The sequence below is a fragment of the Rhodospirillales bacterium genome, assembly GCA_023898765.1.
Taxonomy (GTDB): domain Bacteria; phylum Pseudomonadota; class Alphaproteobacteria; order Micavibrionales; family Micavibrionaceae.
This window is the reverse complement of sequence record CP060238.1, coordinates 1,428,834-1,453,520: the sequence shown is the minus strand read 5'-3', so window position 1 is coordinate 1,453,520 and position 24,687 is coordinate 1,428,834. Positions and strand designations below refer to the sequence as shown.

Sequence of the window (24,687 nt, the reverse complement as noted above, 5' to 3'; positions counted from 1 at the left end):
CCTAAAACAAGGACATGGCTGCGATGACGCCGCTTTCAACAAGGACCGAAGGCCGGAAAACAAATCCCAGAATAAAGAGGATGGAGACAATGGTGACGGCCCGGTTTGCAAAACCGCTTTCCCCGTCGAATTTGTCTGCGGCTTTGTCAAAGAACATCACCTTGATAATGCGCAAATAGTAATAGGCCGCCACGACAGAGGTCAGCACCCCGAAAACGGCCAGAACATAAAAACCGGAAGACACCGCCGCCTCAAAAATCATCAATTTCCCAAAAAATCCGGCCATCGGCGGAATACCGCTCATCGAGAACATCAGGATCGCCAGCCCGTAAGCCATTAAAGGGGCATTGTGCGACAGACCCGCAAGATCGGAAATGTTCTGCAACGCCTGCCCGTTACGGCGCATGCACAGGATAATGGCAAACACGCCCGCGCTCATCGCCATATAGATCGTCATGTAAACGATCATGGAGCCGACGCCGCCATGCGTGCCGACCACCAGTCCGATCAGCGCATATCCCATATTCCCGATAGAGCTGTACGCCATCAGGCGCTTGATGTTTTCCTGGGCGATCCCCGCAAAGGCCCCGAGCGCCATGGACGCCGCCGACAATATCCAGACCATCTGCATCCAGTGTTCCTGCGCCCCGGGAAAAGCCTCCAGCAGTAAACGGGCCAGAAGCGCCATCGCCGCAACCTTCGGCACGATTGCAAAAAGGGCTGTCACCGGCGTTGGCGCGCCTTCATACACATCCGGCGTCCACATATGGAACGGCACGGCAGAAACCTTGAAGGCGATCCCCGCCAGAACAAAAACCATCCCGACCAGCGGCCCCAAAGCCAGATCGCCGCCGGATAAAAGGCCGGAAACGGCCGCGAAATTCGTGGTGCCGCTGTAACCGTAAATCAGCGAAATCCCGAAGAGCAAAAAGCCCGAGGCCATCGCCCCCAGCACAAAATATTTGACCCCCGCTTCCGCCGACTTGACGTGGTCCCGCCGGATGGCCGCAAGGACGTAGAGGCTTAAGGACTGAAGCTCCAGCCCGACATAAAGCGACAGGAAATCTCCCGCCGAGATCATCATCATCATGCCAAGGCCCGCAAACAAAACCAGAACGGGATACTCGAAACGGGCCATATGGTCCTGATAAAGCGGCTGCACGGCCAAGGCCACAGAAGCGATCAATCCGCCCAGAACAAGAATCTTCATAAAGCCGGCAAACCGGTCCATGACGAACATGCCGTCAAACAGGCTTGCCGCATTCCAGTTTATTCCCGTCAGGATAAGCGCGGTTACAATGAATGCGCCCACCGTAAACCATGAAATAAACGCCGTTGCCTGATTGCCGCGAAACACACCGATAATCAGCAGGGCCATCCCCGCCACGGCCAGAAACAATTCCGGCAGCATCGGCTCCAACATTGCAAAGGAAAAATCACTCATGTATCTGCGTCTCCTGCCCATGTTCCGCTTCGACCTGCGCCAGAGCGCTCACATATTGATTCCGCAGCTTCTCGACGGAAGGAGAAATTTTATCCATCACAACCCCCGGGGCAATTCCGAGCCATAAAACAAGAACCACCAACGGAATGAAGAAGAAAAATTCGCGCTGATCCAGATCCGCCATCGCCGCCGCATCCTTGTTTTTCTGTTCGCCATAAAAAATCCGGGCGTAAAGCCGCAGCATATAGGCCGCGCCAAGGACCACCCCGGTCGTTGCAAGTGCTGCCGTTATCGTACTGATCTGAAACGCACCCAGAAGCGTCAAAAATTCACCGACAAAACCGGAGGTCCCCGGCAATCCCACAGACCCCAGCGTAAAGAGCATGAAGACCGTAGCATATTTGGGCATGTTCCTCACAAGCGCGCCATAACGGGCGATTTCGCGGGTATGCAGGCGGTCGTACACAACGCCGACGCATAAAAAGAGCGCGGCGGAAATAACCCCGTGAGAAATCATCTGGAATATCCCGCCTTCGATCCCCTGCGTCGTGGCCGTAAAAATCCCCAGAGTCACGAACCCCATATGCGCCACAGATGAATAAGCGATCAGCTTTTTCATGTCCTCCTGCACCAAAGCCACCAAAGACGTGTAGATAATGGCGACAATGGACAGCGCAAAAACCATCGGCGCAAAAAACTCGCTGGCTTCCGGGAACATGGGCAAAGAAAAACGCAGGAACCCGTATCCGCCCATTTTCAGCAAGACGCCCGCCAGAATGACGGAGCCTGCCGTCGGCGCCTCCACATGGGCGTCCGGCAGCCATGTGTGGACGGGCCACATCGGCATCTTCACCGCGAAGCTGGCAAAAAACGCCAGCCACAGCCAGAGTTGCCAATCCCGCGGCAGCGGGGCTTCCATGAGCGCCGGAATGTCCGTCGTCCCCGTCTGGGAATAAAGCGCCAGCAGGGCCACCAGCATCAAGACAGATCCCAGCAGGGTATAGAGAAAAAACTTGAACGCCGAATAAACCCGTCTCGGGCCGCCCCACACGCCGATAATGAGGAACATCGGAATCAGGACGCCTTCGAAAAAGACGTAGAACAGGACGGAATCAAGCGCGGAAAAGGTTCCCACCATGAAGGTTTCCAGCACCAGAAAGGCGACCATAAATTCCTTCACGCGCGAGGTAATGCTTTTCCAGCTTGCCAGAATGCAAACAGGCGTCAGGAAGGTGGACAGCAGGATAAAGAACAGCGAAATCCCGTCGATCCCCATATGATAGGAAATCCCGAGCGCGGGAAACCACGGCACGTTTTCAACAAACTGAAATTCGGCGGAAGCCCCATCGAACTGCATCGCCATATAAGTCGACAATGCAAAGGTAAAAACGGACGTGTAAAGCGCGACACAGCGCGCATTGCGTTCCGCAATTTCTTTTCTTCCGCGAATGGCAAGAATAAAAAGCGCCCCGATGAGCGGCAGGAAGGTCAGCAACGATAAAACGGGTAAATCAGCCATGGCGTTTCAGGATCTTTTTTAATTCTTCCGCTACTTTCGGCAGTTCCTCTCGAACGGCCTCCCATACAAGTTGATCGTCAACCATATTATATTGATGAACAACAAAATTCCTCATATTGACAATTTTTTGCCACGCAATCTTCCCATATTCTTCCTTAACCTCAGGGGGAATACCCTTCACCGCTTCAGCTATAATCTGGATGTTTCGTTCAACGGCCCTGAAACTTTCCCAGTCTTCATGCAAGGAGGATGCGGAATCGTGATCCGAAATGGACGATTCTATCTGCTCTGCGGCAACCAGAATGTCCTTTATTTTGAACCGCCACTTCAGGTTTTCAGACATCCCGCGCCTCTTCAAGAATATTCTCCTTCAAAGCAGGATGCAGCCCTCTCTCTGTTACCAAATCCACTTTTACACCGAGCTCATTTTGCAAATCAAGCTGCATGCCCGAAAAAGCAATCAAGCCCGGCGTTTTGTAAAAATCCACGATCAGGTCCAGATCGCTATTTTCGTCCGCCTCCCCGCGTGCAACGGAGCCGAAAACGCGCAGGCGCTTGATGTTCATCTCCCTAAAGCGCGGTTTCAGCGCCCGCAAATCGGCCAGTATTTGTTCGCTTTTATTCATCTGGTTTTACCAAAGAACCGCTCTGACAAGGTTTAACCGAAAAAGATTTCATCCTCCCTGCCCCGCCATGGATTTAAAGAAAAACCAGCTTACAAACGCAATCAGTCCGATCATCATCACAAAGGCATACTGAAAGACGTACCCGCTCTGAAAGCGGCTTAACATACGGGCCGCTTTCTGGGAAGTTATCGCCGCGCCGTCCGGCCCCAGAGCATCCACGATATTTTTGTCGCTGCCGGAAAACAGCTTCCCAACGCAAAAAGCGCTCCGGACAAACAGACGGTCGTAAATTTCATCAAAGAACCATTTGTTAAACAGCAGGATATGGACCGGCTTAAATGTACGGATGAAAACGGACGGCAAAGACGTAAAGCGCAGGTAAAAAATCCACGCCAGCACAAGCCCTATGCCCCCGACGACGGACGGAAAGATCTTGACCCATTCCGGCACATGGTGGGCTGCCGCAACGGTATCGTTCTGCGGCAGGACAAATAACGATTTCTGCCAAAACTGCCGCTCCCCGATCTCCTGTCCGTGAATATCTTCATCAAGCGCAGGGGCTTCGACAACATGTTCCATAACAACCAGATGTTCGGTTTCCTGCGCCGGAACCTTGTGCCCACCGCCGCCGACAAAGTCTTCATAAAAAACAAAGCCTGAAAAGACAGCCCCGACCGCCAGCAAAATCAACGGCGTGAGGATCACCGGCGGGGATTCGTGCGCGTGATCGAAGACTTTTTTATCCATCCGCGGGGCGCTGTGGAAGGTCATGAAGATCAGACGACCGGAATAAAAGGCTGTCATCACCGCCGCGCCAATCCCCATCCAGAAAGCAAAATCGCCAAACCAGCTATGGTCGGCGAAGGCGGCCTCCAGAATGATATCCTTGGAGTAATAGCCCGCGAAAAAGGGAATGCCGCACAGCGCCAGAGAGCCGATCCACATCAGCACGTAAGTGGCCGGTATCTTCTTCCTCAAGCCGCCCATCCTGCGCATGTCCTGTTCGTCATGCAGCGCATGGATAACGGAGCCCGCCCCGAGGAAAAGCAGCGCCTTGAAAAAGGCATGGGTCATCAGGTGAAAAATCGCCGCGCCGTAGGCCGATACGCCGAGCGCAAAAAACATGTAGCCCAGCTGGCTCATCGTGGAATAGGCGATGACGCGCTTGATATCGAACTGCGTCATACCGATGGTGGCCGCCACAAAAGCCGTCAGCCCGCCAACCACCGTTACCACCATCAGCGCGACCGGCGCATATTCAAAAAGCGGCGACATCCGCGCCACCAGGAAAACGCCGGCGGTGACCATCGTTGCCGCATGAATCAAAGCGGACACAGGCGTCGGCCCTTCCATCGCATCCGGAAGCCATGTGTGCAGGCCCAGCTGCGCCGATTTCCCCATCGCCCCCATAAAGAGCAGAAGGCAAATCACGGTTGGCGCGTGAAACGCATAGCCGAAGAACGTCATTTCCGTATCCGCGTATTCCGGCGCCGCAGCAAAGATTGTGTCGAAATGAACGCTGCCGAACACGAAGAAGATCGTCATTACCGCAAGCGCCAGCCCGAAATCCCCGACCCGGTTTACAACAAAGGCTTTGATGGCCGCCGCGTTCGCGCTTGGCTTGTGGTTCCAGAAGCCGATCAAAAGATAAGAGGCCAGCCCCACCCCTTCCCAGCCAAAGAAAAGCTGCACCAGGTTGTCCGCCGTGACCAGCATCAGCATCGCAAAGGTGAAAAGGCTTAAGTAAGACATGAACCGCGCCTTGCAGGGATCGTGACTCATATAGCCCACGGAATAAACATGCACGCAGGCGCTGACGACATTGACCACGCACATCATCACGACCGAAAGCTGGTCCACGCGCAGCGCCCAGTTGACCTTGAATTCACCCGAAGACATCCAGGCCATAAGCTCTATGGTGCGCGGATTGCCGTGCCCCTCATGCCCATAGATAACGTCGATAAACAGAGTGCACGCCGCAAGCGCCGCAACAACCATCGCAAAGCAGGTTACAAATTGCGCGCCCCGGTCCCCGATCCTCTTCCCGAACAAAAACGCCAGCAGGAAGGCAAAAAGCGGAGAAAATACGGCCAGTTGTTCCATGCAACTACCCTACCCCTTCATCATCGAGATGTCTTCCACCGCGATCGCGCCGCGGTTGCGGAAGAAAACCACCAGAATGGCCAGACCGATCGCCGCCTCCGCAGCGGCCACCGTCAGGACAAACATCGTAAAGACTTGCCCCGTCAGATCGTTCAGCGCCAGCCCGGAAGAAAACGCGACGAAATTGATATTGACCGCCAGCAGCATGAGCTCGATACACATCAGGATCACAATGACGTTCTTCCGGTTCAGGAAAATGCCAAACACCCCGAGCGTGAAAAGAACTCCCGCCAGGACCAGATAATGGGCCAATGTAATTTCGAAAAGCGCTTCCATTAGACCCCCGTCCTCGGCGTTACTTTTTTAACCTCCAGCACATCGCTTGCCTTGCGCGATTGCTGGTCGCCGATAACCTGACGGCGCACGCCGGACCGGCGGCGGTGCGTCAGAACAATCGCCCCGATCATCGCCACAAGCAGGATCAACCCCGACGCCTGAAAGGCATAGATATATTTCGTGTAAAGAAGCGCCCCCAGACTTTCCGTGTTGGAAAGGTCCGTTTCCGCAGCCTCCTGGGCGGCGCCCGGCGCAAATTCCCACGCGCCGTATAAAACCACCAGTTCACTGAGCAAAAGGCCGCCGATCAGAATGCCTGTCGGGACGTAGCGCATCGACCATTCACGTAAATTCGCAAAGGAAATGTCGAGCATCATCACCACAAACATGAACAAAACCGCGACGGCGCCCACATAGACGATGACCAGAATCATCGCGATAAACTCCGCCCCCAGCAATACAAAAAGCCCCGCCGCGTTAAAAAAGGCCAGCACAAGAAAGAGAACGGCATGCACGGGATTTCTGGTTGTAATAACCATCACCGCCGCAAAAAGCGTCATAAAAGCGAAAAGATAGAAAGCAAGGGCCGGAAGCATGATTTTTTGACGTGGAATCCCGCTAGAGTTTTAACGCCTTAACTTTTAATCCTTATGGGAGAGCGGCGCAAGGCCGCGCATACGAATATCGCGGAAAAACCCCCATAAAATCGGCGCCTTGAAAACTCCCCAAGAAAAATATTGACATAATATTTTTTTGAGTTAGGTTCCGGGAAACAAACCTAAAAAAGGAAAAAGACCATGAGTAGAGCACAATGGGTAGGTGGAGCGCTTGGCGCAATTTTTGGAGCCTCTTTAGCCGCAGGACTTGTGTATATCATGCCGGATGGTCTGCCTGCCGATCCACAAAACGATCCAAAGCTGGAACAATATACGGCACGGTGCCTTGCCCCTGAAATAAAAATAAAGGAGGCGGGCCTTTCCGCCCTTCAAACGCCGGAAGGCCGGACGACATTATCCATTGAACACGCCAGGATAGCCTCGTGCATAAAACAGGAACACGAAAAAGATGAAAAAACAAATCAATCGCTCAAAAAAATAGCCGACGTTGTATTTGGAGTTGCTTTCGGCGCCCTTGGAGCGGCTGTAGGCGTGGCTGCTGCAAGCAGGCGAAAGTCGGGCCTCCCTACAATATATTTAAGGTAGGGCGAACCTGAAAAAACCAAAAACCCTCCCCTTGCTTTTTGGTCCCCCTTGTTTCATGTTTATGTCATAAAACGATGAAATATTTTACGTCCGCTCCAAAACAAAGGATTTGATACCGTGATACGAATAAAAAAGTTTTCTTTTTTCCTTTTTCTTCTTGCCTGCCTGGCCATCTCCCTGCCGGCAAACGCCCAGAGCCTTCTCAGCCTTGGCGCGGGATATTACGACATTGGAAAAGACGACGGCGCGGCGGATTTCCGGCTGGAATACCGCCCGGATGTAAAATTGTTTTGGAAAATAAAACCGTGGGTCGGCGGCGAAGTGACCTCCGAAGCATCCGTCTGGGGCGGCGGCGGCCTTATCCTTGACCTCGATGTCACGGACCATATCTATTTCTCCCCGAGTTTTGGCGCAGGGCTTTATGCGCAAGGCAGCAGCGATAAGGATCTGGGCCATGCCATCGAGTTTCGCTCGCAGGCGGAGCTGGGATACAAGTTTGACGGGGGACAGCGTCTGGGCGTCGCGTTCGGGCATATCTCGAACGCCTCCATCGGCAACAAAAACCCGGGCGTGGAAATCCTGAATCTTTATTACCATGTCCCGATCGGAACGGCGCTTTCCGGAAGCCTGCCTTCTCTGGGAGGCGGCAGGGGCGGCTATAATATTTTTTAGAAAAAACTATCCGTTTTTGGGCGGTGCGGCCAATCCACCGGAATTGACAGCAGTGTAGCCCCGCTGGCTATGCTGGAAAACGGCCCCCTTATCAATGGAACCGTTGCACTTGTTCGCGTCGATAGAGCGCGACTCATGCGGCATGGGAGCAACCCCTTCCCAATGTTCCGTCACTCTGAATCCCGGCTTTATACTCATATCTGCATTATATGGAATCGGGCAAACGGAATGCAAAAAACTTTGTTAACCTATTGAAATTTATAATTTATTTGTAAGGCGCGTTTTGGGCAAGATTGCGGGCGATCTGCGCTTCCCAGCGGTCCCCGTTCTCCAGAAGCTTTTTCTTGTCGTAGTAAAGCTCTTCCCGGGTTTCGGTCGCATATTCAAAGTTCGGGCCTTCCACAATCGCATCCACGGGGCAGGCTTCCTGACACAGGCCGCAATAAATGCATTTGGTCATGTCGATATCGTAACGGGTCGTCCGGCGGGAGCCGTCTTCGCGCGGCTCCGCCTCAATCGTAATGGCCTGTGCCGGGCAAATGCACTCGCATAATTTGCAGGCGATGCAGCGCTCTTCCCCGTCCGGATAGCGGCGCAGCGCGTGCTCCCCCCGGAAGCGCGGGCTTAAAGGCCCCTTTTCATGCGGATAGTTGATCGTCACGCGCGGCACGAAAAACATGTATTTGAGCGTCAGGGCCATGCCCTTTACAATTTCAACCAGCAAAAATGCGTTCAGATATTTTTTCATCTCTTCATTTACACCTATGGCAACGCATCAAAATAAACCAGAGAGCCGGACACCACAACGACCCAGAGCAAGGTGAAAGGCAGGAAAACTTTCCAGCCCAGACGCATAAGCTGGTCATAGCGGTAGCGCGGAAACGTCGCCCGCGCCCAGACATAGAAAAACATAACGGCAAATGTTTTCAGGGCGAACCAGACAATTCCCGGCACGAAGGCCAGTGCCTCGATCCCGAAAGGCGGCAACCAGCCCCCGAGAAACAGGACAACCGTCATCCCGCTCATCAGAATCATGTTCGCATATTCGCCCAGAAAAAAGAGCGCATAGGCCATCGCGGAATATTCCACCATAAACCCGCCGGAAATTTCCGACTCCCCTTCCGGCAGGTCGAAAGGCGCGCGGTTTGTTTCCGCCAGAATGGACACCAGAAACACCACCAGCATGGGGAGAAGCAATATCTGCATCCAGACGGAGCGTTCCGCCAGAACGATCTCGCTTAAATTCAAGGAGCCGGTGCAAAGCAGAACGGTGACGATAATAAGACCCATCGAAACTTCATAAGACACCATCTGCGCCGCCGAGCGCATCCCGCCCAGAAACGCATATTTGGAATTGGACCCCCACCCCGCCATGATGACGCCGTAAACGCCCATGGAGGAAATGGCAAACAGGTACAAAATCCCGACATTGATGTCGGCCAGCGCAAGCTGGTACCCCACCGGGATAACGGCCCACGCGGTCAGGGCAAGCATGAAGCCAAGCACAGGCGCCAGAAAGAAGACCGGCCCGTTGGCCTGCGTGGGTAAAATCGTTTCCTTGGACAGGAGCTTGATCCCGTCCGCCAGCGGCTGGAGAAGCCCGAACGGCCCCACCGTCATCGGCCCCTGACGGCGCTGCATCGCGCCCATGATCTTCCGCTCCGCATAGGTGTAGTACGCGACAAGCACCAGCACCGCCCCGACAATCACCGCGATATGAAGGACGATCCAGAAGAGGGGCGCGCCATAACCGTTCCACAGGGCCAGAAAATCGGGTGTCATTCGGCAGCCTCCGGCAGGTCAAAAAATTGCGTCAGGTCCGGCTTGAAATAATCCGGCCCTTTGAGGATTTTTCCATCGCTCTCGCGCACGACCGGTTTTCCGTCTTTTCCGAGCTTGCTCATATTGGAGCGCTGCACCTCCTCGAAGGCAGGGGCTTTCAAATCCTGCAACCCGAAAGACAAAAAGGCCCCGTCCAGAACATATTGGAGATCCACCAGCGCATCCAGCGTTTCGACGATATCCCCGCCGGCAAGAGCTTCTTTCAGTTCCTCCAGTTCCTCCGCCAGCAGATTGATCCGCAGATCGTTCGTTTTCGAATCCGAAATATCCGGTGACGCCTTCACGGGCAGCCCGTAGGTTTCATGGAATATCCGCACCTGTTCAAGGGTTGTTTTGCTCATTCCGCAGCCTCCGCAAGAGGGTCTTCCTTATGCAAAAACGCTTTCGAGCATTCCTGCATGGTCGGGGAAGACGTTGTAATCACATTTGTCAGGTAAAAATCTTCGACCGGAGACTTGAACGGCGCCGCAGACACCTCTCCCGCTTTTCCAAAACCTTCCCAGAAAGCGACAGCGACTTCATCCATCAGATCGAATTGCGGGAATTCCGCAACCAGCCTTTTGTGAAGCTGCGCCAGATCATCATACCGCAGCGTCCGTTTGCAATAGCCGGAAAGAGCGCGGAGAATTTTCCAGTCTTCCCTGGCCTCTCCTGGCGGATCCACAGCCTTGAGAGCCATTTGCGGACGGCCTTCGGTGTTCATGTAAATGCCGCTTTTTTCGGTATAGGCCGCGCCGGGGAAAATAATGTCGGCTCGGGCGGCCCCCTTGTCCCCGTGATGCCCCTGATAAATGACGCAGGAATGAGGGTGGATATCCCCTAAAACTTCAGGCGTATCCACATTCAGCAGGTACACCAGCCCGGCCTCTTCGGTTTTGAAGGGTTTTTCGGGCAAAAAGCCGATCTCGATCGCGCCCACACGCGAAGCCGCGTGATGCAGGACGTTAAATCCGTTCCATTCCTCTTTGAGCATACCGAACGTTTCCGCCGCGCAGCGCGCCAGCGCCTGCACCGCTTCCCCGTCTTCGCGGGCAAAGGCCCCCGCCCCGACGATAATCATCGGCGTGTTTGCGTCCTGCAGGACTTTGGCGAAACCGGATTTTGACTGAAGAAGTTTTTCGAGGTCCCGGGGTCCTTCTCCCAGATATTCGTAAGGATAAGACAGATCGACTTTTTTACCAATCAGCGCCACGGGCACGTGCCGCTTCACCGCCGCCGCGCGGAGGCGCGTATTCAAAAGCGCCGCTTCCCACCTTGGATTGGACCCGACGATCAAAACGGCATCGGCCCGATCGACTCCCGCGATGCTGGAATTGAACACGTATCCGGCGCGGCTGGAAGTATCGAAGCGGGCCCCGTCCACACGGCATTCCAGATTGGAACATTTCATATCGTGCATCAGGTCCTTGAGCGCGATCATGGATTCGACATCCGCCAGATCGCCTGCAAAGGCGGCAATGTTGTCGCCTTTAAAGGTTTTGAGTTTTTCAGCCGCCGCCGTAAACGCTTCTTCCCAACTGGCCGGCTCCAGCTTTCCCGTCTCCGTGTTGCGGACATAAGGACGATCCAGCCGTTTGTGCTTCAACCCGTCGCAGGAAAAGCGCGCCCGGTCGTCCAGCCATTCCTGATTGATATTTTCATTGAGGCGCGGCTGCACGCGCATCACTTCGCCCGCGCGCGAATCAACCCGGATATTTACGCCCAGACCGTCATGCACATCGACGCTCTTTGTGTGTTCAAGCTCCCAGGGCCGGGCCGTAAAGGCAAACGGCCGGGAGGTCAGCGCCCCGACAGGGCAAATGTCAATCAGGTTGCCGGAGAGTTCCGTACTGACAGCCGTTTCGATAAACGTGCCGATTTCCGCATCTTCCCCGCGATTCATCTGCCCCAGAACGGGCGTTCCCGCGATTTCTTCCCCGAAGCGGACGCAGCGCGTACAGTTAATGCAGCGGGTCATGATCGTTTTAATCAAAGGCCCGACATCTTTGTTCGGCACGGCGCGCTTGCTTTCGTGATAGCGCGAGCGGTCATAACCGTAGGCCACCGCCTGATCCTGCAGATCGCACTCCCCGCCCTGATCGCAAATCGGACAATCCAGCGGATGGTTCACCAGCATCAGCTCCATGACGCCGTTGCGCGACTTTTTGACCTTCTCCGAATTCGTGCGGACAACCATCTTGTCCCCGGCATTCATGCAGCAGGACGCCACAGGCTTGGGCGCCCCTTCCAGTTCCACCAGACACATGCGGCAATTCCCCGCCGGACTCAGGCGGTCATGATAACAAAAATGCGGGATTTCGATTCCAAGCTGCTTTGCAGCTTCGAGGATAGAGGTTCCCGCTTCGACTTCGATTTCAGAATCGTTGATGGTGATAGTGAGCTTTGGCATGACCCGGACTTTTTAAAACAAAGACGCAGACAGAGTACACGGGGAAAAAGCAGAAAAAAACAAAAAACGCTATAGAATGTAAGCTTCCTGTGGTTTAAAACGTGAACCATGGCCCAGCGTATCGAAGTTTTTACTCTTTTGGAAGACGGTCGCGCGAAAGCGCTGCAGGAACATTTTACGAAAACGGGAAAATCCGTCGGCGTTCGCGTCGTGGATGTTTACACGATTGAAAACGATATCAAAGGCGCGGCCTCTCTGGATAAACTGACGCAATCTTTCGTCAATCCGGTTACGCAAAAAGCCTTCCTCAATGACGAGGCAAAAGCCTCTTTCGACTGGGCCGTGGAAATCGGGTTCCTGCCCGGCGTTACCGACAATGTCGGACATACGGCCACGGAGCTGGCGGCCCTGACCCTGAATGACAACCAGCCCGTTTATTCCTCCCGCCTGATCCTTCTGGACGGAAGCTTAAGCGAATCGGACGTCCGGACATTTGCCGACACATTGCACAACCCGCTGATCCAGCGCGCCCATATCCAGCGGGGCGGCGATCCCTTGCCCGTCGTCATTCCCAGGGTTCATCTTGACAATCATGCGCCCGGCGCCGACGAAGTCGATTTGAACGTGTCCGACGAAGAGCTTGCCGAGATCGGTAAAAACGGTATCAGGAATGCGGATGGAACGACGCGCGGACCTCTGGGGCTGTCCCTGTTCTATATGAAAGCCATCCAGGCGCATTTTGAAAAGGAAGGCAGGAACCCCAAAGACATAGAGCTGGAGACGCTGGCCCAGACATGGTCGGAGCATTGCAAGCACACGATCTTCGCCTCCCCCATAGATGACATCAAAGACGGGCTTTACAAACATTATATCCGCCGGGCGACAAAAGACATTCGCGCGGCCAAAGGCAAAAACGATTTCTGCATCTCCGTTTTCAAGGACAATTCCGGCGGGATCGTTTTCGACGAAGACTGGATGATTACCGACAAGATGGAAACGCACAACTCCCCGTCGGCGCTGGACCCCTTTGGCGGCGCGATTACGGGAATTGTCGGGGTGAACCGGGACTGCATCGGATTCGGACAGGGCGCCAAGCCCGTCCTGAACCGCTACGGCTTTTGCCTTGCCGACCCGCGGAAAGATACGGGCTACTACCGCGGCAAGGGCCGGAAAAACAAAAGCCTCTCGGCCGAAACCGTCCTCAAGGGCGTGGTTGCGGGCGTAAATGTCGGCGGCAACTGCTCCGGAATCTCCACGCCGCAGGGCTTTATGTATTTTGACGACCGCTATATCGGCAAGCCCCTTGTTTTTGCCGGAACGGTCGGGGTCATTCCCCGCGAGGTGGGCGGAAAACCCGGCCACGAAAAAGCGGCGCATCCCGGCGACCGGATTATCATGGCGGGCGGAAAAGTCGGCTGCGACGGTATTCACGGCGCAACCTTTTCCTCCGTGGCGCTGGATGAAGGCTCTCCGGCGACGGCGGTGCAAATCGGCGACCCAATCACACAGAAAAAACTCTCCGATGCGATCGTCAAGGAAATCCGCGACATGGGGCTTTATAACGCCATTACGGATAACGGCGCGGGCGGCCTGTCTTCCTCCGTGGGGGAAATGGCGGAAAGCTGCGGCGGGTTTCATCTGGAACTGGATAAAGTGCCGCTGAAATATCCCGGTATGCAGCCCTGGGAAATATGGATATCGGAAAGCCAGGAACGCATGACGCTCTCCGTTCCACCGGCGCAGGTCGATAAACTTATTAAATTACTTGAAAAACGTGGCGTAAATGCTTGGGATATAGGAGAGTTTACGGATTCTGGCCGCGCCATTCTAAGCTGGCAGGGACAGCCGGTCATGGATATGGATATGGATTTCCTCCACAGCGGCGTACCGGAAACGCCTTTGGCCACAAGCTTTACACGCGGCGGCGAATCCGAGCCGGACATTCCCGAACCCAAGGATTACAAAGAAACGCTCCTGTCGATGATGGGACGGCTGAATATCTGCTCCAAGGAGTTCGTCGCCACGCAATACGACCATAATGTGCAAGGCAGCGCCGTTCTGGGGCCACTGCAGGGCAAGGGCCGCGTATGCGCCGACGCCTCCGTCAGCCGCCCGGTCCTGACAAGCCGGAAAGGGGCTGTCCTCTCGCAGGGGCTGTTTCCGCGCTATTCGGATATCGACACCTATCATATGGCGGCGGCTTCGCTCGATATGGCGGTGCGCGCCGCCGTGGCGGCCGGCTGCCCGATCGGGCATCTGGCCATCATGGATAATTTCTGCTGGTGCTCTTCGGACGAGCCGGAGCGTCTGGGCCAGTTAAAACGTGCCGCCGAGGCGATTTACGACCTGTCCACGGCTTACGGAACACCCCTTATTTCCGGCAAGGACAGCATGTTTAACGACTTCAAAGGCTATGACGAAAAAGACAATCCCGTTAAAATCTCCATTCCGCCGACCCTTCTCGTCTCCGCTTTGGGGGTCATGCCCGATATAGACCAAGCCGTTTCCCTTGATCTGAAACGCCCCTATGACCTGATTTACATGCTGGGCGATACGGCGGACGAGCTGGGTGCCTCCGAATATTACGCCCTGCATGGCGCTCTGGGCAACAACGTGCCGGAAACCTGCGCCGCCAGGAACATGCAGCTTTACCGCCTGCTCTCCGAAGCCAACCGGCAAAGGCTTTGCGCGGCCGCCATTCCGGTGGGGCTGGGCGGAAGCGGCGTGGCGTTGGCCAAGATGTGCATCGCTTCGGGGCTGGGAATTACCGCCATGCTGGACAGCGACATGAGGCTGGATAAAAAGATTTTCTCCGAAAGCCCGGGCCGCGTGCTGGTCAGTGTCGCCCCGGAGGATCAAAAAGCCTTCGAGACAATTTTCAAGGATTTCGAATATGTCTCGCAGATCGGCACCGTCATGGAAAAACCCTTCCTGCGCATTGTCGATTTCGAAGTGCCGGTCGAAGATCTGGAAGAGGCGTATAAAGCGCCTTTGAGGGGGTATTAGAAAATGGCCAAAGCCCTTGTCATCGCCGGATACGGCCTGAACTGCGAGGAAGAAACCGCCTTTGCCTTTAAGCAGGCGGGGTTCGAAGCCGTCATCCGCCATATCAACGACCTCATTGAAGCCCCCGCCGAGTTGAAGGAAACCCAGACGCTCTGCCTGCCCGGCGGATTTTCCTACGGGGACGACACCGGCTCCGGCAATGCCTTTGCCCAGAAAATGCGGCTGACGCTGTGGGATCATTTACGGGAATTTGTCGCGCGCGACACGCTGACCATCGGCATTTGCAACGGCTGCCAGATTGTGGCCAATCTCGGCCTCGCGCCCGCGCTGGAGGGAAAATACGGACAGCGGTCCGTGGCTGTGACCCATAACCTCACGGCCCGCTACCAGTGCCGCTGGGTGGATGTGCGCGTGGAAAAAAACAGGTCCCCGTGGCTACAGGGCATTGAACGCCTGCACATCCCCGTCGCACATGGCGAAGGACGCTTCATGATGGAGGAAGCAACCCTCTCCGCCCTGAAAGAGAACGACCAGATCGCCCTGCGCTACATCACGCCGGAGGGCGAAGCCGCCAAAGGCGTCTTTCCCTTCAACCCCAACGGCTCCACCGACGATATCGCCGGCGTTACGGACCCCGGCGGACGGGTGCTCGCCATGATGCCCCATCCGGAGCGCGGGATGTTCGTAAGCCAGCGCGACGACTATGCCGCCCTGAAAGATGCGGCGCGGCGTGAAGGCAAGGCGCTTTCCGAAGAAGCCGGGGGCCATGCGCTCTTCCGGAACGCCGCCGCCTATTTCGAGATTTCAGGTAAAAGAAAGACGGCGTGATTTAAGCTGTGAAGCCTTAAATTTTTCAGGCATTTCATCGAGTTTTTCAGGGGACCAGATTTCAAAATAATTTCCAAATCCGAGAAAAGTAACATGCGGGGGTTCTTTTTCCTCCGGATGGTTCCATGACGCTTTGGGAAGGATAAACCTGCCGTTCCTGTCCGGCTTCACGGCCTCGGCAAAGACCGCACACAAAGATTTATCCGCTTTTTCAAAAGGAAACCGGCCGGACACATATCCGACAAGGCATTTGTCATGAGGATGTTTCACAAGGTCGAAGCCGGCCTCCTTTAGGCTGACCGTAAGAAAAGCCTTCGGCAAGCCAACCCGCCCGCTTTCTTCGACGGCGCGCCGATGACTCCCTTTGAATAAAGATTCTTGTCTAACTGTCATTATTATGGATAATAACGGCAGATGTTCAAAAAGTCAATAAACAAGCCCCGTAAGCGGCCGGGTATTCATCCCGTCATTGCGAGCCGCTGAAAAAGCGGCGCGGCAATCCGGAATTTTTCCTTTTGGCTATGGATTGCTTCAGTCGCTACGCTCCTTCGCAATGACGAAAATAGGGGTACTCGCCCCGCTTCGTCAGGAAAGCTTTTTCTTCAGGAGGTCGTTCACCATGGCGGGATTGGCTTTGCCTTGCGTTTCCTTCATGACCTGCCCGACGAAGAAGCCGAAAAGCTTGTCTTTTCCGGCCTTATAAGCCGCGACATTATCCGGATTGCCGGCAATCACCCGGTCAACAACGGCTTCAATCGCGCCGGTATCGGTGACTTGTTTCAGGCCCTTTTCCTCGACGATTTTGCCGGCGTCATGGCCGGTTTTATACATTTCGGCAAAAACGTCTTTGGCGATCTTGCCGGAAATGGTGCCGTCGGAAATCAGCCCAATCAGGCCGCCAAGCTGCTGCGCCGAAATGGGCGAATCCGAGAGCGCTTTGCCGTCTTTGTTCAGCGCGCCCAGAAGCTCGTTAATCACCCAGTTGGCCGCGAGCTTCGTATCGTTGTCGTTGGCTACCGTTTCGAAATATTCCGCCCGCGCCCGTTCGGAAATCAGCACGCCCGCATCGTAAGGGCTCAGTCCGTAAGATTCGATAAAGCGGTGCTTCTTTTCATCCGGAAGTTCCGGCAGCGTGGATTTGATTTCGTCGATCCAGCTTTGCTCAATTTCCAGCGGCAAAAGGTCCGGGTCCGGGAAATAGCGGTAGTCATGCGCTTCCTCTTTGGAGCGCATGGAGCGCGTTTCCATTTTGACCGGGTCCCAGAGGCGCGTTTCCTGCACCACTTCCCCGCCCTCTTCGATCAGCTCAATCTGGCGATCCGCCTCATATTCGATGGCCTGATGGACGGCCTTGAGAGAGTTGACGTTTTTGATTTCCGCGCGGGTGCCAAGCTTATCCCCCGGATGACGCACAGAGATATTCACATCCGCCCGCATGGAACCTTCCTCCATATTCCCGTCACACGTTCCCAGATAGCGCAGGATCATACGGATTTTGGACAGGTAGGCGGTGGCTTCTTCGGGGCCCCTGATATCCGGCTCCGACACGATTTCCATCAGCGTGTTGCCCGAGCGGTTCAAATCCACGAAACTTTTGCTTGGATGCTGGTCATGCACCGACTTTCCCGCATCCTGTTCCAGATGCAGGCGTGTAATGCCGATATCCTTCGTGCTGCCGTCCGGCAGATCGATTTCGATTTTGCCTTTCCCGACAATCGGGTCTTCAAATTGCGAGATCTGGTACCCTTGCGGCAGGTCGGGATAGAAATAGTTTTTCCGCGCAAAAACGGAGGTTGTGTTGATTTTGGCATTCAGCCCCAGCCCTGTCCGCACGGCCTGCTCCACCGATCTTTTATTCAGTACGGGCAGCATGCCGGGCATGGCCGCGTCCACCATGGACACCTGGGAATTCGGTTCGGCGCCAAAGGCCGCCGAAGAGCCGGAGAAAAGTTTGGAGCGGGCCGTGGCCTGCGCATGGATTTCCATACCGATCACAGTTTCCCACTCGCCCGTTTTGCCTTTGATTAGTGCCGACATTTTGTCCTCTCGCATTTTATAACGGGAGGACTTTAGCGGCTTTAGCGCACGCAGCCAAGTAGTTTACGCCGGGCGAACTGCTGGAATTCGGAATCGGAGGTCAGCGCGCCCATGGGGTCCGTGATATTCGGATTGCGCGTCAAAATTTCCCGGAAGACCGTCTGGGCGTTATTTTTCAAATGGTCCGCGATTTCCCCGGCCATGCAGGAACACATCGCTTTGGGACTGGAGGTCATCGTCTTTGTTTTCGGGTCCGAAATGCAGTTGTTGTAATAATGATCCCGTGCCGGATACTCGATGCAGGGAGCGTAGACCTGAATAATCATTTTGTTGGTGGCCTTGCGCCCGCTCTCATTCTGCTGCCCCATCATCTTAACATCTTCGACGCTCATATGATCCATCATTTTGGCGGCGGTGCAGGCGCACATGAAGTCTTGGCTTTTCCGGCTCATCCCTTCGGCGCTCTGGCTTTTGCAATTTTGATAATAGGCGTTCGCCGCGTCCTTGCTCACAGGCGTGGCAAAAGCCGGAGCCGAGAGAAGGCACAGGGTCGTTAAAACAACAAAAAAGCGCATAAACATATCCCTTTCGAAAGGTTCCAAGGTTAAGTGTACAGGAAAGCGCCTTACGCCGCTATTTTGCCTTGCAGCATCTCCGGCAAAGCGCTGAACCCTGCGGATTTTTCAATCACGCCGCCCACACGCAGAACCGTTTCCTCATCCCACGGCCGCCCGATAATCTGCAAGCCCAGCGGCAGGCCGTCGGCGGATAATCCGGCAGGAACCGACATGCCGGGCAATCCGGCCAGTGAAGCCGGCACGGTGAAAACGTCGTTCAGGTACATTTTGATCGGGTCTTCTTCATTTTCCCCGATGGCAAATGCCGCAGACGGCGCGGTTGGGGTCAGCAAAACATCGCACTGTTCATAAGCGGCCTGAAAGTCATTGAAGATCAAACGGCGGACCTTCTGCGCTTTGATGTAATAGGCATCGTAATACCCCGCAGACAGGGCATAGGTGCCGATCATAATCCGGCGTTTAACCTCATCTCCGAACCCTTTGGCGCGTGTGTTTTCGTACGTGTCCCGCAGGTCGTTTCCCTCCACCCGCAAACCGTAGCGCACCCCGTCATACCGGGCGAGATTTGAGGAGCATTCCGCCGGCGCAATAATATAATAAGTCGGAAGCGCATATTTCGTGTGAGGCAAAGAGACATCCACAATCTCCGCGCCGCCCTCTTTAAGCCAGTCGATTCCCTGCTGCCAGAGCTTTTCGATTTCTTCCGGCATCCCGTCCACGCGGTATTCTTTGGGAATACCAACCTTCAGGCCCCTGACATCACCCGTCAGGGCCGCCGCAAAATCCGGTACGTCTTTTTCAGCGCTTGTGGAATCCTTTGGGTCAAAACCCGACATCGATTTGAGCAAAAGGGCCGCATCCTCCACCGTACGGCCAAACGCGCCCGCCTGATCGAGAGAGGACGCAAAAGCCACAATGCCCCAGCGGGAGCAGCGCCCATAGGTAGGCTTAATTCCTGCAATCCCTGTAAAACTGGCGGGCTGACGGATAGAGCCGCCCGTATCCGTCCCTGTGGCAACCAGCGCCAAACGGGCCGAAACAGCCGCCGCCGACCCGCCGGAAGACCCGCCGGGTACAAGATCCGCGCCGTCCTTGCGTTTCCACGGACTAATCACATTGCCGAAATAGGATGTCGTATTTGCAGAGCCCATCGCGAATTCATCCAGATTGGTTTTGCCCAGCATGACAGCCCCGTCTGCGAAAAGTTTTTGGGTGACAGTGGATTCATATCCGGGGGTAAACCCTTCCAGAATATGGCTGGCGGCCGTCGTTTGAACGCCTTTCGTGCAAAAAAGATCTTTAACGGCAATGGGCGCGCCGTCCAGCGGCCCCGCTTCGCCTTTGGCACGGCGGGTATCGCTTTCTTCGGCCTGCCTGAGGGCGATTTCCGGCGTTTCCGTGATATAGGCGTTCAAATGCCTTGCGGCTTCCATCGCGTCCAGATGCGCCTTCGTAATTTCAACGGAAGAGAAATCCTTGTTTTCAAGCCCTTTGAGAGCGTCCGCCAGCGTCAGGTTTGTTAAATTCATTTTTTTACCACTAAGGTCACAAAGACCACTAAGAGTTTAAAGAGAAAATCGTCGGATACCGTCTTTAATAAGCCTCGTATTAAAATTAATCAAAAGTCCCGTTTTAATGCGGGAAAGTTTTAAATATGTCAGAATTTGCGCCTCATGAATCGGTATCAGTTTTTCAACGCTTTTCAATTCTACAATCAAGCTCTCTTCAACCAAAAAGTCCAGCCTGTATCCTGCCTCAATCTTAACGTCTTCGTACAGAACGGGAAGTGTTTTTTGTTTTTCAAAAACCAGATTCCTTTTCATAAATTCAAAAGCAAGGCATTCCTCATAAGCATGCTCCAAAAGTCCGGGACCGAGAGCCGTGTGGACCTTGTACGCACAATCCACAACCATTCGTGAAATATCTGTTTCGTTCTCTTTTGCGAGCATTACAAATCTTAGTGTTCTTAGTGGTTAAACTCACTCCACCACCTTCGGTACCGCAAAAAAGTCTTCCAGTTCTTCCGGCGCATTGGCCAGCACGTCCTTGGCAATACCGCCGTCCGTCACGTCATCCTCGCGCAGGCGCAGTCTGATATCCACCACATTGGCCAGCGGCTCGACATTGTCCGTGTCCACTTCACCCAGCTGCTCCACAAATTTCAGGATGTTTTCCAGTTGGGGTTTGTATCTTTCCAGCTCTTCTTCGCTCATTTTGAGACGGGCGAGAGAGGCCACTTTCTTAACGGTTTTAATATCCATGATTTTACGGGTTACAAGCCTTTGGTTTCGCGTTACAAAAGAGAGTTGTAACCATGATCATCGGAAATCTCAAGGATATAGCAGCGCAGCGGCCCAAAAATTCACGTCTTTTGGGCGTGGATCTGGGCGCGAAGACGATCGGGCTGGCGTTGAGCAACGAGAGCCAGACGCTCGCGACCCCGCTTGAGACGATCAAACGAACGAAATTCGCCAGGGATATGGAAGCGCTCGGCAGGATCGTGCGGGAATTCGAGGTCGGCGGTTTTGTCTTCGGATGGCCCGTCCATATGGACGGAAGCACCGGCCCTGCCTGTGAGCGCGTCCGTTCTTTTATCGATGAAATGCAAAATTATCCACAGGAGCTGGGGACAAAGCCGGGGACAGAGCTGTGGATCGCTTTATGGGATGAGCGTTTATCCACAGCTTCTGTGGACCGTTTTGTGGAAAGCCGTGTGGATATAGGCAAAAAATCCAGACGCGGCGCAAAAGCCTCCGGCCTTACCGATAAACTCGCCGCCCAGGTCATCCTGCAAGGAGCGCTGGATTATCTGGTCCCGTCAACATGATTGACTTACGATAAGATATTTGTTATGTCCAATTCGTCCATGTCGATACGTTAAACAGGTTGAAGAGTATGCTTAAAAAACAGTTTTGCCCAAAAATTCCAGGACAAAAAGAAGGTCCGAAATCCAAAAAAAGCTCAAAAAGAAAGCGGGATTTTGACACGGCACGCCTGCGTCCGCACGAACAAAGGCTTGAAAACCCAAGTGTGTGGCTTATGTTTTCAGCCGCAGGTAAGGAAGACGGGCAAATTCTTTTCGGCGATTCCGGGTTTAATATGGCCCTGACGGATGAGGGAGCGTTTGTCCCTTATACCTACGCAGCCGAAACACCCGCACAAAGAAAATTCTATTTTCGCTGTTATCCGGATTCCCGGGCCACCCCCGTTCAATCCTTCCTGACCGTCACAGGCATGCACGAAGAACACATGGATGAGCAGGAGGCTGTGGCCCGCTATTCACAGGCCCCAAAGATCGACTTCCACCTGAAACGCGGATAAAATCCGGCGGGCCCTGCCTGCCGCCACTGGATTGCTTCATCGCCTACGGCTCCTCGCAATGACGGGATTGACCGGTGGTGAGCACAGATATATAAAATTCCCCTTTTCGTAAAACGGGCCTATCATGGAACTTTCTACCCCCGATTCGAAAGAAAATTTCTTATATTTTGATTATGTAAACAAATCAACAATTGTCTCTTGCCATCTATTTTAAGACCCTATTATAGTCATGCCATTCGATTTTAGAGCCTTTATTGAGGACGTTATGGGAAAAAGAGTTACTCCCTTGCGTGCCGGGCGCGGATCCCGTCAGGGGCAAGCGCATGGCAGCGCGGATTTAAGGATTTTAGCGCAGGAAAGAGCGCTGAGGGCGTATCCTTTTGCGGACATTTCCGAAAATCTGGAAGTCAGCATCAGTCCCCGCGCCAAGCGCATGGCCCTGCGGCTTAACCACCGGGACCGGATCGTTCATCTGGTTGTTCCCAAACGCGCCTCCTTGCGCTCGGCGTACGATTTCGCGCAGGACCACCAAAACTGGATTCAGGAAAAAATCAGCAAACTTCCCAAGATCGTCCCGTTTCAGGACGGCAAAACGCTGCCCGTTTTCGGGCGCGACAGGCGCATTATCGTTCTTTACAACAAAGCTTTAAGAAAAACGGATATCCAGTTGAAAAAGAATGAAATTATCGTCATTACGAACAAAAAAGACCCGGCCGGCCGTATCCGCCGCTTCCTGATGGAACAGGCCAGAAAAAAAATCTCGCTTCTGGCGCAGGAGAAAGCGGACAGGCTGGATAAAAAGATTGCGCATCTGAGCGTCCGCGATACGGTCAGCCGCTGGGGAAGCTGTTCAGAGGACGGCCGCCTGTCCTTCTCATGGCGCCTGATATTCGCGCCGCCAGAGGCTATGGATTATGTTGTTGCGCATGAAGTGGCGCATTTGGTCTATATGGACCACAGCCGCAACTTCTGGGCCGTTTGCGAAGAGCTTTGCGACGATTACGCCCAGGGCAAAGGCTGGATGCACACAAACGGCCATGACCTGATGCGCTTCGGGATCGAAAGCTGAAAAGCGGCCCGCTTTAAAGGCGTCCCTTGCGCCTTGCGCAGAATCCCTTTATTTTCTAAGGCATGAGCAAGATATTCGAATACAAGGTCATCATCTACCGCGAAAGCATGCTGGGGTCCCTGTTTCTGGGTGGGTCCAAAGTCGACCCGCTGAAATTTTCGGACTTCCTGAACGCCAATGGCGCGGAAGGGTGGGAAGTGGTGACAATGGAGCGCGAAATCCGCCGGATGCTCCTGTTCTTTAGCCGTGAAGCCTTTCTGGTCGTCCTCAAGCGGGAGAGAAAAAATGCATAAATACCTTCTGGGAACCCTGATCGGCTCCGTCCTTCTGGCCGCCGCTCTGACCATTGCGCAGATGTGGTTCGACCTCATCGACTGGGACAATTTCCTGAAAGCGCTCGGAACCCTTGCGATCGTTTTTGTGCTTAGCGGATTTTTAATGGTTGTCGGGCACGATTTTGGCTCCAAAAAGGACCTCAAAGATAAAAACTACCTGGATTAAAAAACAAGAGACTGGGATCAAAACATGACAGAACTTGCCGAAGGCCAAAGTATTCCCCTCCTTTACACGGCCAAATCCCGCGAGCGCGTTGTCGCGGGATTAAGCTGGGACCCGCGCGGAAAAACGAGCATGATGGACCGCCTGAAAGGCGACAACCAGCAATATGATCTGGACATCACCTGCTTCGTTTTCGACGAATACAAGGAATATATCGATTTCGTCGGCGCCGAAGCGCAGGACTCCATGGACCAGAGCGGCGCCATTTACCACAGCGGCGACGACATGACCGGCGAAGGCGACGAAGAAGACGAATTCATCACCGTCGAACTGGCCGGCCTGCCGGACGATGCCCACCATATTGTTTTTCTTGTGGAAATCCGCAGCAATCACGTCTTTGGCGAAATTCCAAACCCTTTCGTCCGCATCGTCGATTCCATGACCCATGAAGAGCTGTTCAAGGCCAATATCGCCGAGGAAGACGGCAAGGATTCGGCCGCCTATATCTTCGCCCGCATCTACCGCGACAGGACCAGCAAAACCGGCTGGAGCCTGCATTATATCGGCGATTATCCCGATATTTCACAGATTGAGGACTGGGGAAAATATCTGACGCGGTATTTGGCTTGAACTGATCCCCGACAACTGGTAACTCATAAATCCGACGGAGTCGTGGCCGAGAGGCTGAAGGCGGCGGTTTGCTAAACCGTTATACGGGCTTATACCCGTATCGAGGGTTCGAATCCCTCCGGCTCCGCCATCCTGCGCTCTTCGAGCTTCGGGTGGCGGGCCCCGTCTGCCCTCTATACCAAAGGCTTTACGTCCATCTTGAAATGGTGGTTCGCAACCGCGATGACTTTGCTCACGCGCTCATAAAGGCCGCTGCCCGGCTCCAGATCCCTGAACAGGATCAACCCCTCGCACCCGCCCTTGTCGGTGGAGTTTTTCTGCGGATGAACGTCCAGAAGGATGGCCCGGGCGTATAAATCGTAATAGCGGCGCGCATACACGTCATCCAGCTTCGTCCCCGGCTTTCCCTGTAAAATGGTCCCCATCGGATCCGTATTTCCGCCGCGGCCGATTTCTTCCACCCACCCGTCGGAGTTAAAACGCACCCGCATATGCCTGTCGACCTGAAAGATAAACTTCCCGTCAACGGGCTCAAGAACGTCGCCTGTTTCTTCCTGATTCATCTCTTTGTCCTTTCCGGTTTTTTG

29 protein-coding genes and 1 tRNA gene are annotated in these 24,687 nt (G+C 54.3%); 11 read left to right on the top strand and 19 right to left on the bottom strand.

What is annotated here, in order from left to right; all coding sequences use genetic code 11:
• Position 1 precedes the first annotated feature (1 nt).
• From nuoN to H6853_07005, 7 genes are read right to left on the bottom strand one after another with little or no spacing between them, the layout of a single operon-like run.
• A complete protein-coding gene (gene nuoN, locus H6853_07035; protein ID USO03282.1) occupies positions 2–1,444 on the bottom strand; it encodes an NADH-quinone oxidoreductase subunit NuoN in 1,443 nt (480 codons plus the stop codon).
• Complete coding sequence (locus tag H6853_07030) at positions 1,437–2,963, bottom strand: NADH-quinone oxidoreductase subunit M (GenBank protein ID USO03281.1); 1,527 nt, start codon at positions 2,961–2,963, stop codon at positions 1,437–1,439. The genes nuoN and H6853_07030 overlap by 8 nt, the downstream gene beginning before the upstream one ends.
• Entirely contained in the window at positions 2,956–3,306 is a 351-nt protein-coding gene (locus tag H6853_07025; GenBank protein USO03280.1) for a DUF86 domain-containing protein, read from the bottom strand. Before H6853_07025 ends, H6853_07030 begins: the two co-directional genes overlap by 8 nt.
• Entirely contained in the window at positions 3,299–3,589 is a 291-nt protein-coding gene (locus H6853_07020; GenBank protein USO03279.1) for a nucleotidyltransferase family protein, read from the bottom strand. Before H6853_07020 ends, H6853_07025 begins: the two co-directional genes overlap by 8 nt.
• Positions 3,590–3,637: 48 nt before the next feature.
• Positions 3,638–5,692 (bottom strand): NADH-quinone oxidoreductase subunit L, encoded by a 2,055-nt coding sequence (gene nuoL, locus H6853_07015; protein USO03278.1) that lies wholly within the window; start codon positions 5,690–5,692, stop codon positions 3,638–3,640.
• A 9-nt stretch (positions 5,693–5,701) separates the two neighbouring features.
• A complete protein-coding gene (nuoK, locus tag H6853_07010; GenBank protein USO03277.1) occupies positions 5,702–6,028 on the bottom strand; it encodes an NADH-quinone oxidoreductase subunit NuoK in 327 nt (108 codons plus the stop codon).
• Positions 6,028–6,624 (bottom strand): NADH-quinone oxidoreductase subunit J, encoded by a 597-nt coding sequence (locus tag H6853_07005; GenBank protein ID USO03276.1) that lies wholly within the window; start codon positions 6,622–6,624, stop codon positions 6,028–6,030. Before H6853_07005 ends, nuoK begins: the two co-directional genes overlap by 1 nt.
• A 201-nt stretch (positions 6,625–6,825) precedes the next feature.
• On the opposite strand from H6853_07005, the gene H6853_07000 reads away from it, so the two are divergent.
• Positions 6,826–7,230, top strand: coding sequence for a hypothetical protein (locus tag H6853_07000; GenBank protein USO03275.1), 405 nt, complete (start codon positions 6,826–6,828; stop codon positions 7,228–7,230).
• Positions 7,231–7,347: 117 nt separating this feature from the next.
• The gene (locus H6853_06995) at positions 7,348–7,902 is read left to right on the top strand and encodes an acyloxyacyl hydrolase (GenBank protein USO03274.1); all 555 of its coding nucleotides are present in this window, start codon (positions 7,348–7,350) and stop codon (positions 7,900–7,902) included.
• A 6-nt stretch (positions 7,903–7,908) separates the two neighbouring features.
• Here H6853_06995 and H6853_06990 read toward each other — a convergent pair whose 3' ends face one another.
• The 5 genes from H6853_06990 to H6853_06970 all read right to left on the bottom strand — a co-directional run bounded on the left by H6853_06990 (position 7,909) and on the right by H6853_06970 (position 12,133).
• Positions 7,909–8,100, bottom strand: coding sequence for a hypothetical protein (locus tag H6853_06990; GenBank protein USO03273.1), 192 nt, complete (start codon positions 8,098–8,100; stop codon positions 7,909–7,911).
• A 67-nt stretch (positions 8,101–8,167) separates the two neighbouring features.
• Complete coding sequence (gene nuoI / locus H6853_06985; protein ID USO03272.1) at positions 8,168–8,650, bottom strand: NADH-quinone oxidoreductase subunit NuoI; 483 nt, start codon at positions 8,648–8,650, stop codon at positions 8,168–8,170.
• 14 nt (positions 8,651–8,664) lie between these two features.
• Positions 8,665–9,684: an NADH-quinone oxidoreductase subunit NuoH gene (gene nuoH / locus H6853_06980; protein USO03271.1), complete on the bottom strand. Its 1,020-nt coding sequence runs from the start codon at positions 9,682–9,684 to the stop codon at positions 8,665–8,667.
• The gene (locus tag H6853_06975) at positions 9,681–10,085 is read right to left on the bottom strand and encodes a nucleoside triphosphate pyrophosphohydrolase family protein (GenBank protein USO03270.1); all 405 of its coding nucleotides are present in this window, start codon (positions 10,083–10,085) and stop codon (positions 9,681–9,683) included. Before H6853_06975 ends, nuoH begins: the two co-directional genes overlap by 4 nt.
• Positions 10,082–12,133 carry an NADH-quinone oxidoreductase subunit G gene (locus tag H6853_06970; GenBank protein USO03269.1) on the bottom strand — a complete coding sequence of 684 codons (2,052 nt, stop codon included), beginning with the start codon at positions 12,131–12,133 and terminating at the stop codon, positions 10,082–10,084. Before H6853_06970 ends, H6853_06975 begins: the two co-directional genes overlap by 4 nt.
• A 108-nt stretch (positions 12,134–12,241) precedes the next feature.
• Here H6853_06970 and H6853_06965 point away from each other — a divergent pair, with 108 nt between their 5' ends.
• The gene (locus H6853_06965; GenBank protein USO03268.1) at positions 12,242–15,139 is read left to right on the top strand and encodes a phosphoribosylformylglycinamidine synthase; all 2,898 of its coding nucleotides are present in this window, start codon (positions 12,242–12,244) and stop codon (positions 15,137–15,139) included.
• Positions 15,140–15,142: 3 nt separating this feature from the next.
• On the top strand, positions 15,143–15,967 hold the full coding sequence (gene purQ / locus H6853_06960) for a phosphoribosylformylglycinamidine synthase I (protein ID USO03267.1): 825 nt from the start codon (positions 15,143–15,145) through the stop codon (positions 15,965–15,967).
• On the opposite strand, the gene H6853_06955 is transcribed toward purQ, so the two are convergent.
• The 6 genes from H6853_06955 to gatC form a co-directional block, all read right to left on the bottom strand.
• Positions 15,944–16,360: a hypothetical protein gene (locus H6853_06955; protein ID USO03266.1), complete on the bottom strand. Its 417-nt coding sequence runs from the start codon at positions 16,358–16,360 to the stop codon at positions 15,944–15,946. The genes purQ and H6853_06955 overlap by 24 nt on opposite strands.
• 192 nt (positions 16,361–16,552) lie before the next feature.
• A complete protein-coding gene (gene gatB, locus H6853_06950) occupies positions 16,553–18,004 on the bottom strand; it encodes an Asp-tRNA(Asn)/Glu-tRNA(Gln) amidotransferase subunit GatB (protein ID USO03265.1) in 1,452 nt (483 codons plus the stop codon).
• Between the two features lie 41 nt (positions 18,005–18,045).
• Positions 18,046–18,579, bottom strand: coding sequence for a hypothetical protein (locus H6853_06945; GenBank protein ID USO03264.1), 534 nt, complete (start codon positions 18,577–18,579; stop codon positions 18,046–18,048).
• Positions 18,580–18,629: 50 nt separating this feature from the next.
• Complete coding sequence (gene gatA, locus H6853_06940) at positions 18,630–20,111, bottom strand: Asp-tRNA(Asn)/Glu-tRNA(Gln) amidotransferase subunit GatA (protein ID USO03263.1); 1,482 nt, start codon at positions 20,109–20,111, stop codon at positions 18,630–18,632.
• A 36-nt stretch (positions 20,112–20,147) separates the two neighbouring features.
• On the bottom strand, positions 20,148–20,531 hold the full coding sequence (locus H6853_06935; GenBank protein ID USO03262.1) for a GxxExxY protein: 384 nt from the start codon (positions 20,529–20,531) through the stop codon (positions 20,148–20,150).
• A gap of 30 nt (positions 20,532–20,561) precedes the next feature.
• Entirely contained in the window at positions 20,562–20,843 is a 282-nt protein-coding gene (gene gatC / locus H6853_06930) for an Asp-tRNA(Asn)/Glu-tRNA(Gln) amidotransferase subunit GatC (GenBank protein USO03261.1), read from the bottom strand.
• A 53-nt stretch (positions 20,844–20,896) separates the two neighbouring features.
• Between gatC and ruvX the strand changes: the two genes are divergently transcribed.
• The 7 genes from ruvX to H6853_06895 all read left to right on the top strand — a co-directional run bounded on the left by ruvX (position 20,897) and on the right by H6853_06895 (position 24,230).
• Positions 20,897–21,409, top strand: coding sequence for a Holliday junction resolvase RuvX (gene ruvX / locus H6853_06925; GenBank protein ID USO03260.1), 513 nt, complete (start codon positions 20,897–20,899; stop codon positions 21,407–21,409).
• Positions 21,410–21,621: 212 nt separating this feature from the next.
• Complete coding sequence (locus H6853_06920; protein ID USO03259.1) at positions 21,622–21,903, top strand: hypothetical protein; 282 nt, start codon at positions 21,622–21,624, stop codon at positions 21,901–21,903.
• Between the two features lie 265 nt (positions 21,904–22,168).
• Positions 22,169–22,972: a M48 family metallopeptidase gene (locus H6853_06915; protein ID USO03258.1), complete on the top strand. Its 804-nt coding sequence runs from the start codon at positions 22,169–22,171 to the stop codon at positions 22,970–22,972.
• A gap of 62 nt (positions 22,973–23,034) precedes the next feature.
• Entirely contained in the window at positions 23,035–23,265 is a 231-nt protein-coding gene (locus tag H6853_06910; GenBank protein ID USO03257.1) for a DUF4177 domain-containing protein, read from the top strand.
• A complete protein-coding gene (locus H6853_06905; GenBank protein USO03256.1) occupies positions 23,258–23,473 on the top strand; it encodes a hypothetical protein in 216 nt (71 codons plus the stop codon). Before H6853_06910 ends, H6853_06905 begins: the two co-directional genes overlap by 8 nt.
• A gap of 24 nt (positions 23,474–23,497) precedes the next feature.
• Complete coding sequence (locus H6853_06900; GenBank protein ID USO03255.1) at positions 23,498–24,100, top strand: TerD family protein; 603 nt, start codon at positions 23,498–23,500, stop codon at positions 24,098–24,100.
• A 36-nt stretch (positions 24,101–24,136) separates the two neighbouring features.
• Positions 24,137–24,230 (top strand) — tRNA-Ser (locus H6853_06895).
• A 43-nt stretch (positions 24,231–24,273) separates the two neighbouring features.
• Here the strand turns inward: H6853_06895 and H6853_06890 are convergent.
• On the bottom strand, positions 24,274–24,663 hold the full coding sequence (locus tag H6853_06890) for a hypothetical protein (GenBank protein USO03254.1): 390 nt from the start codon (positions 24,661–24,663) through the stop codon (positions 24,274–24,276).
• Between the last annotated feature and the right edge of the window lie 24 nt (positions 24,664–24,687).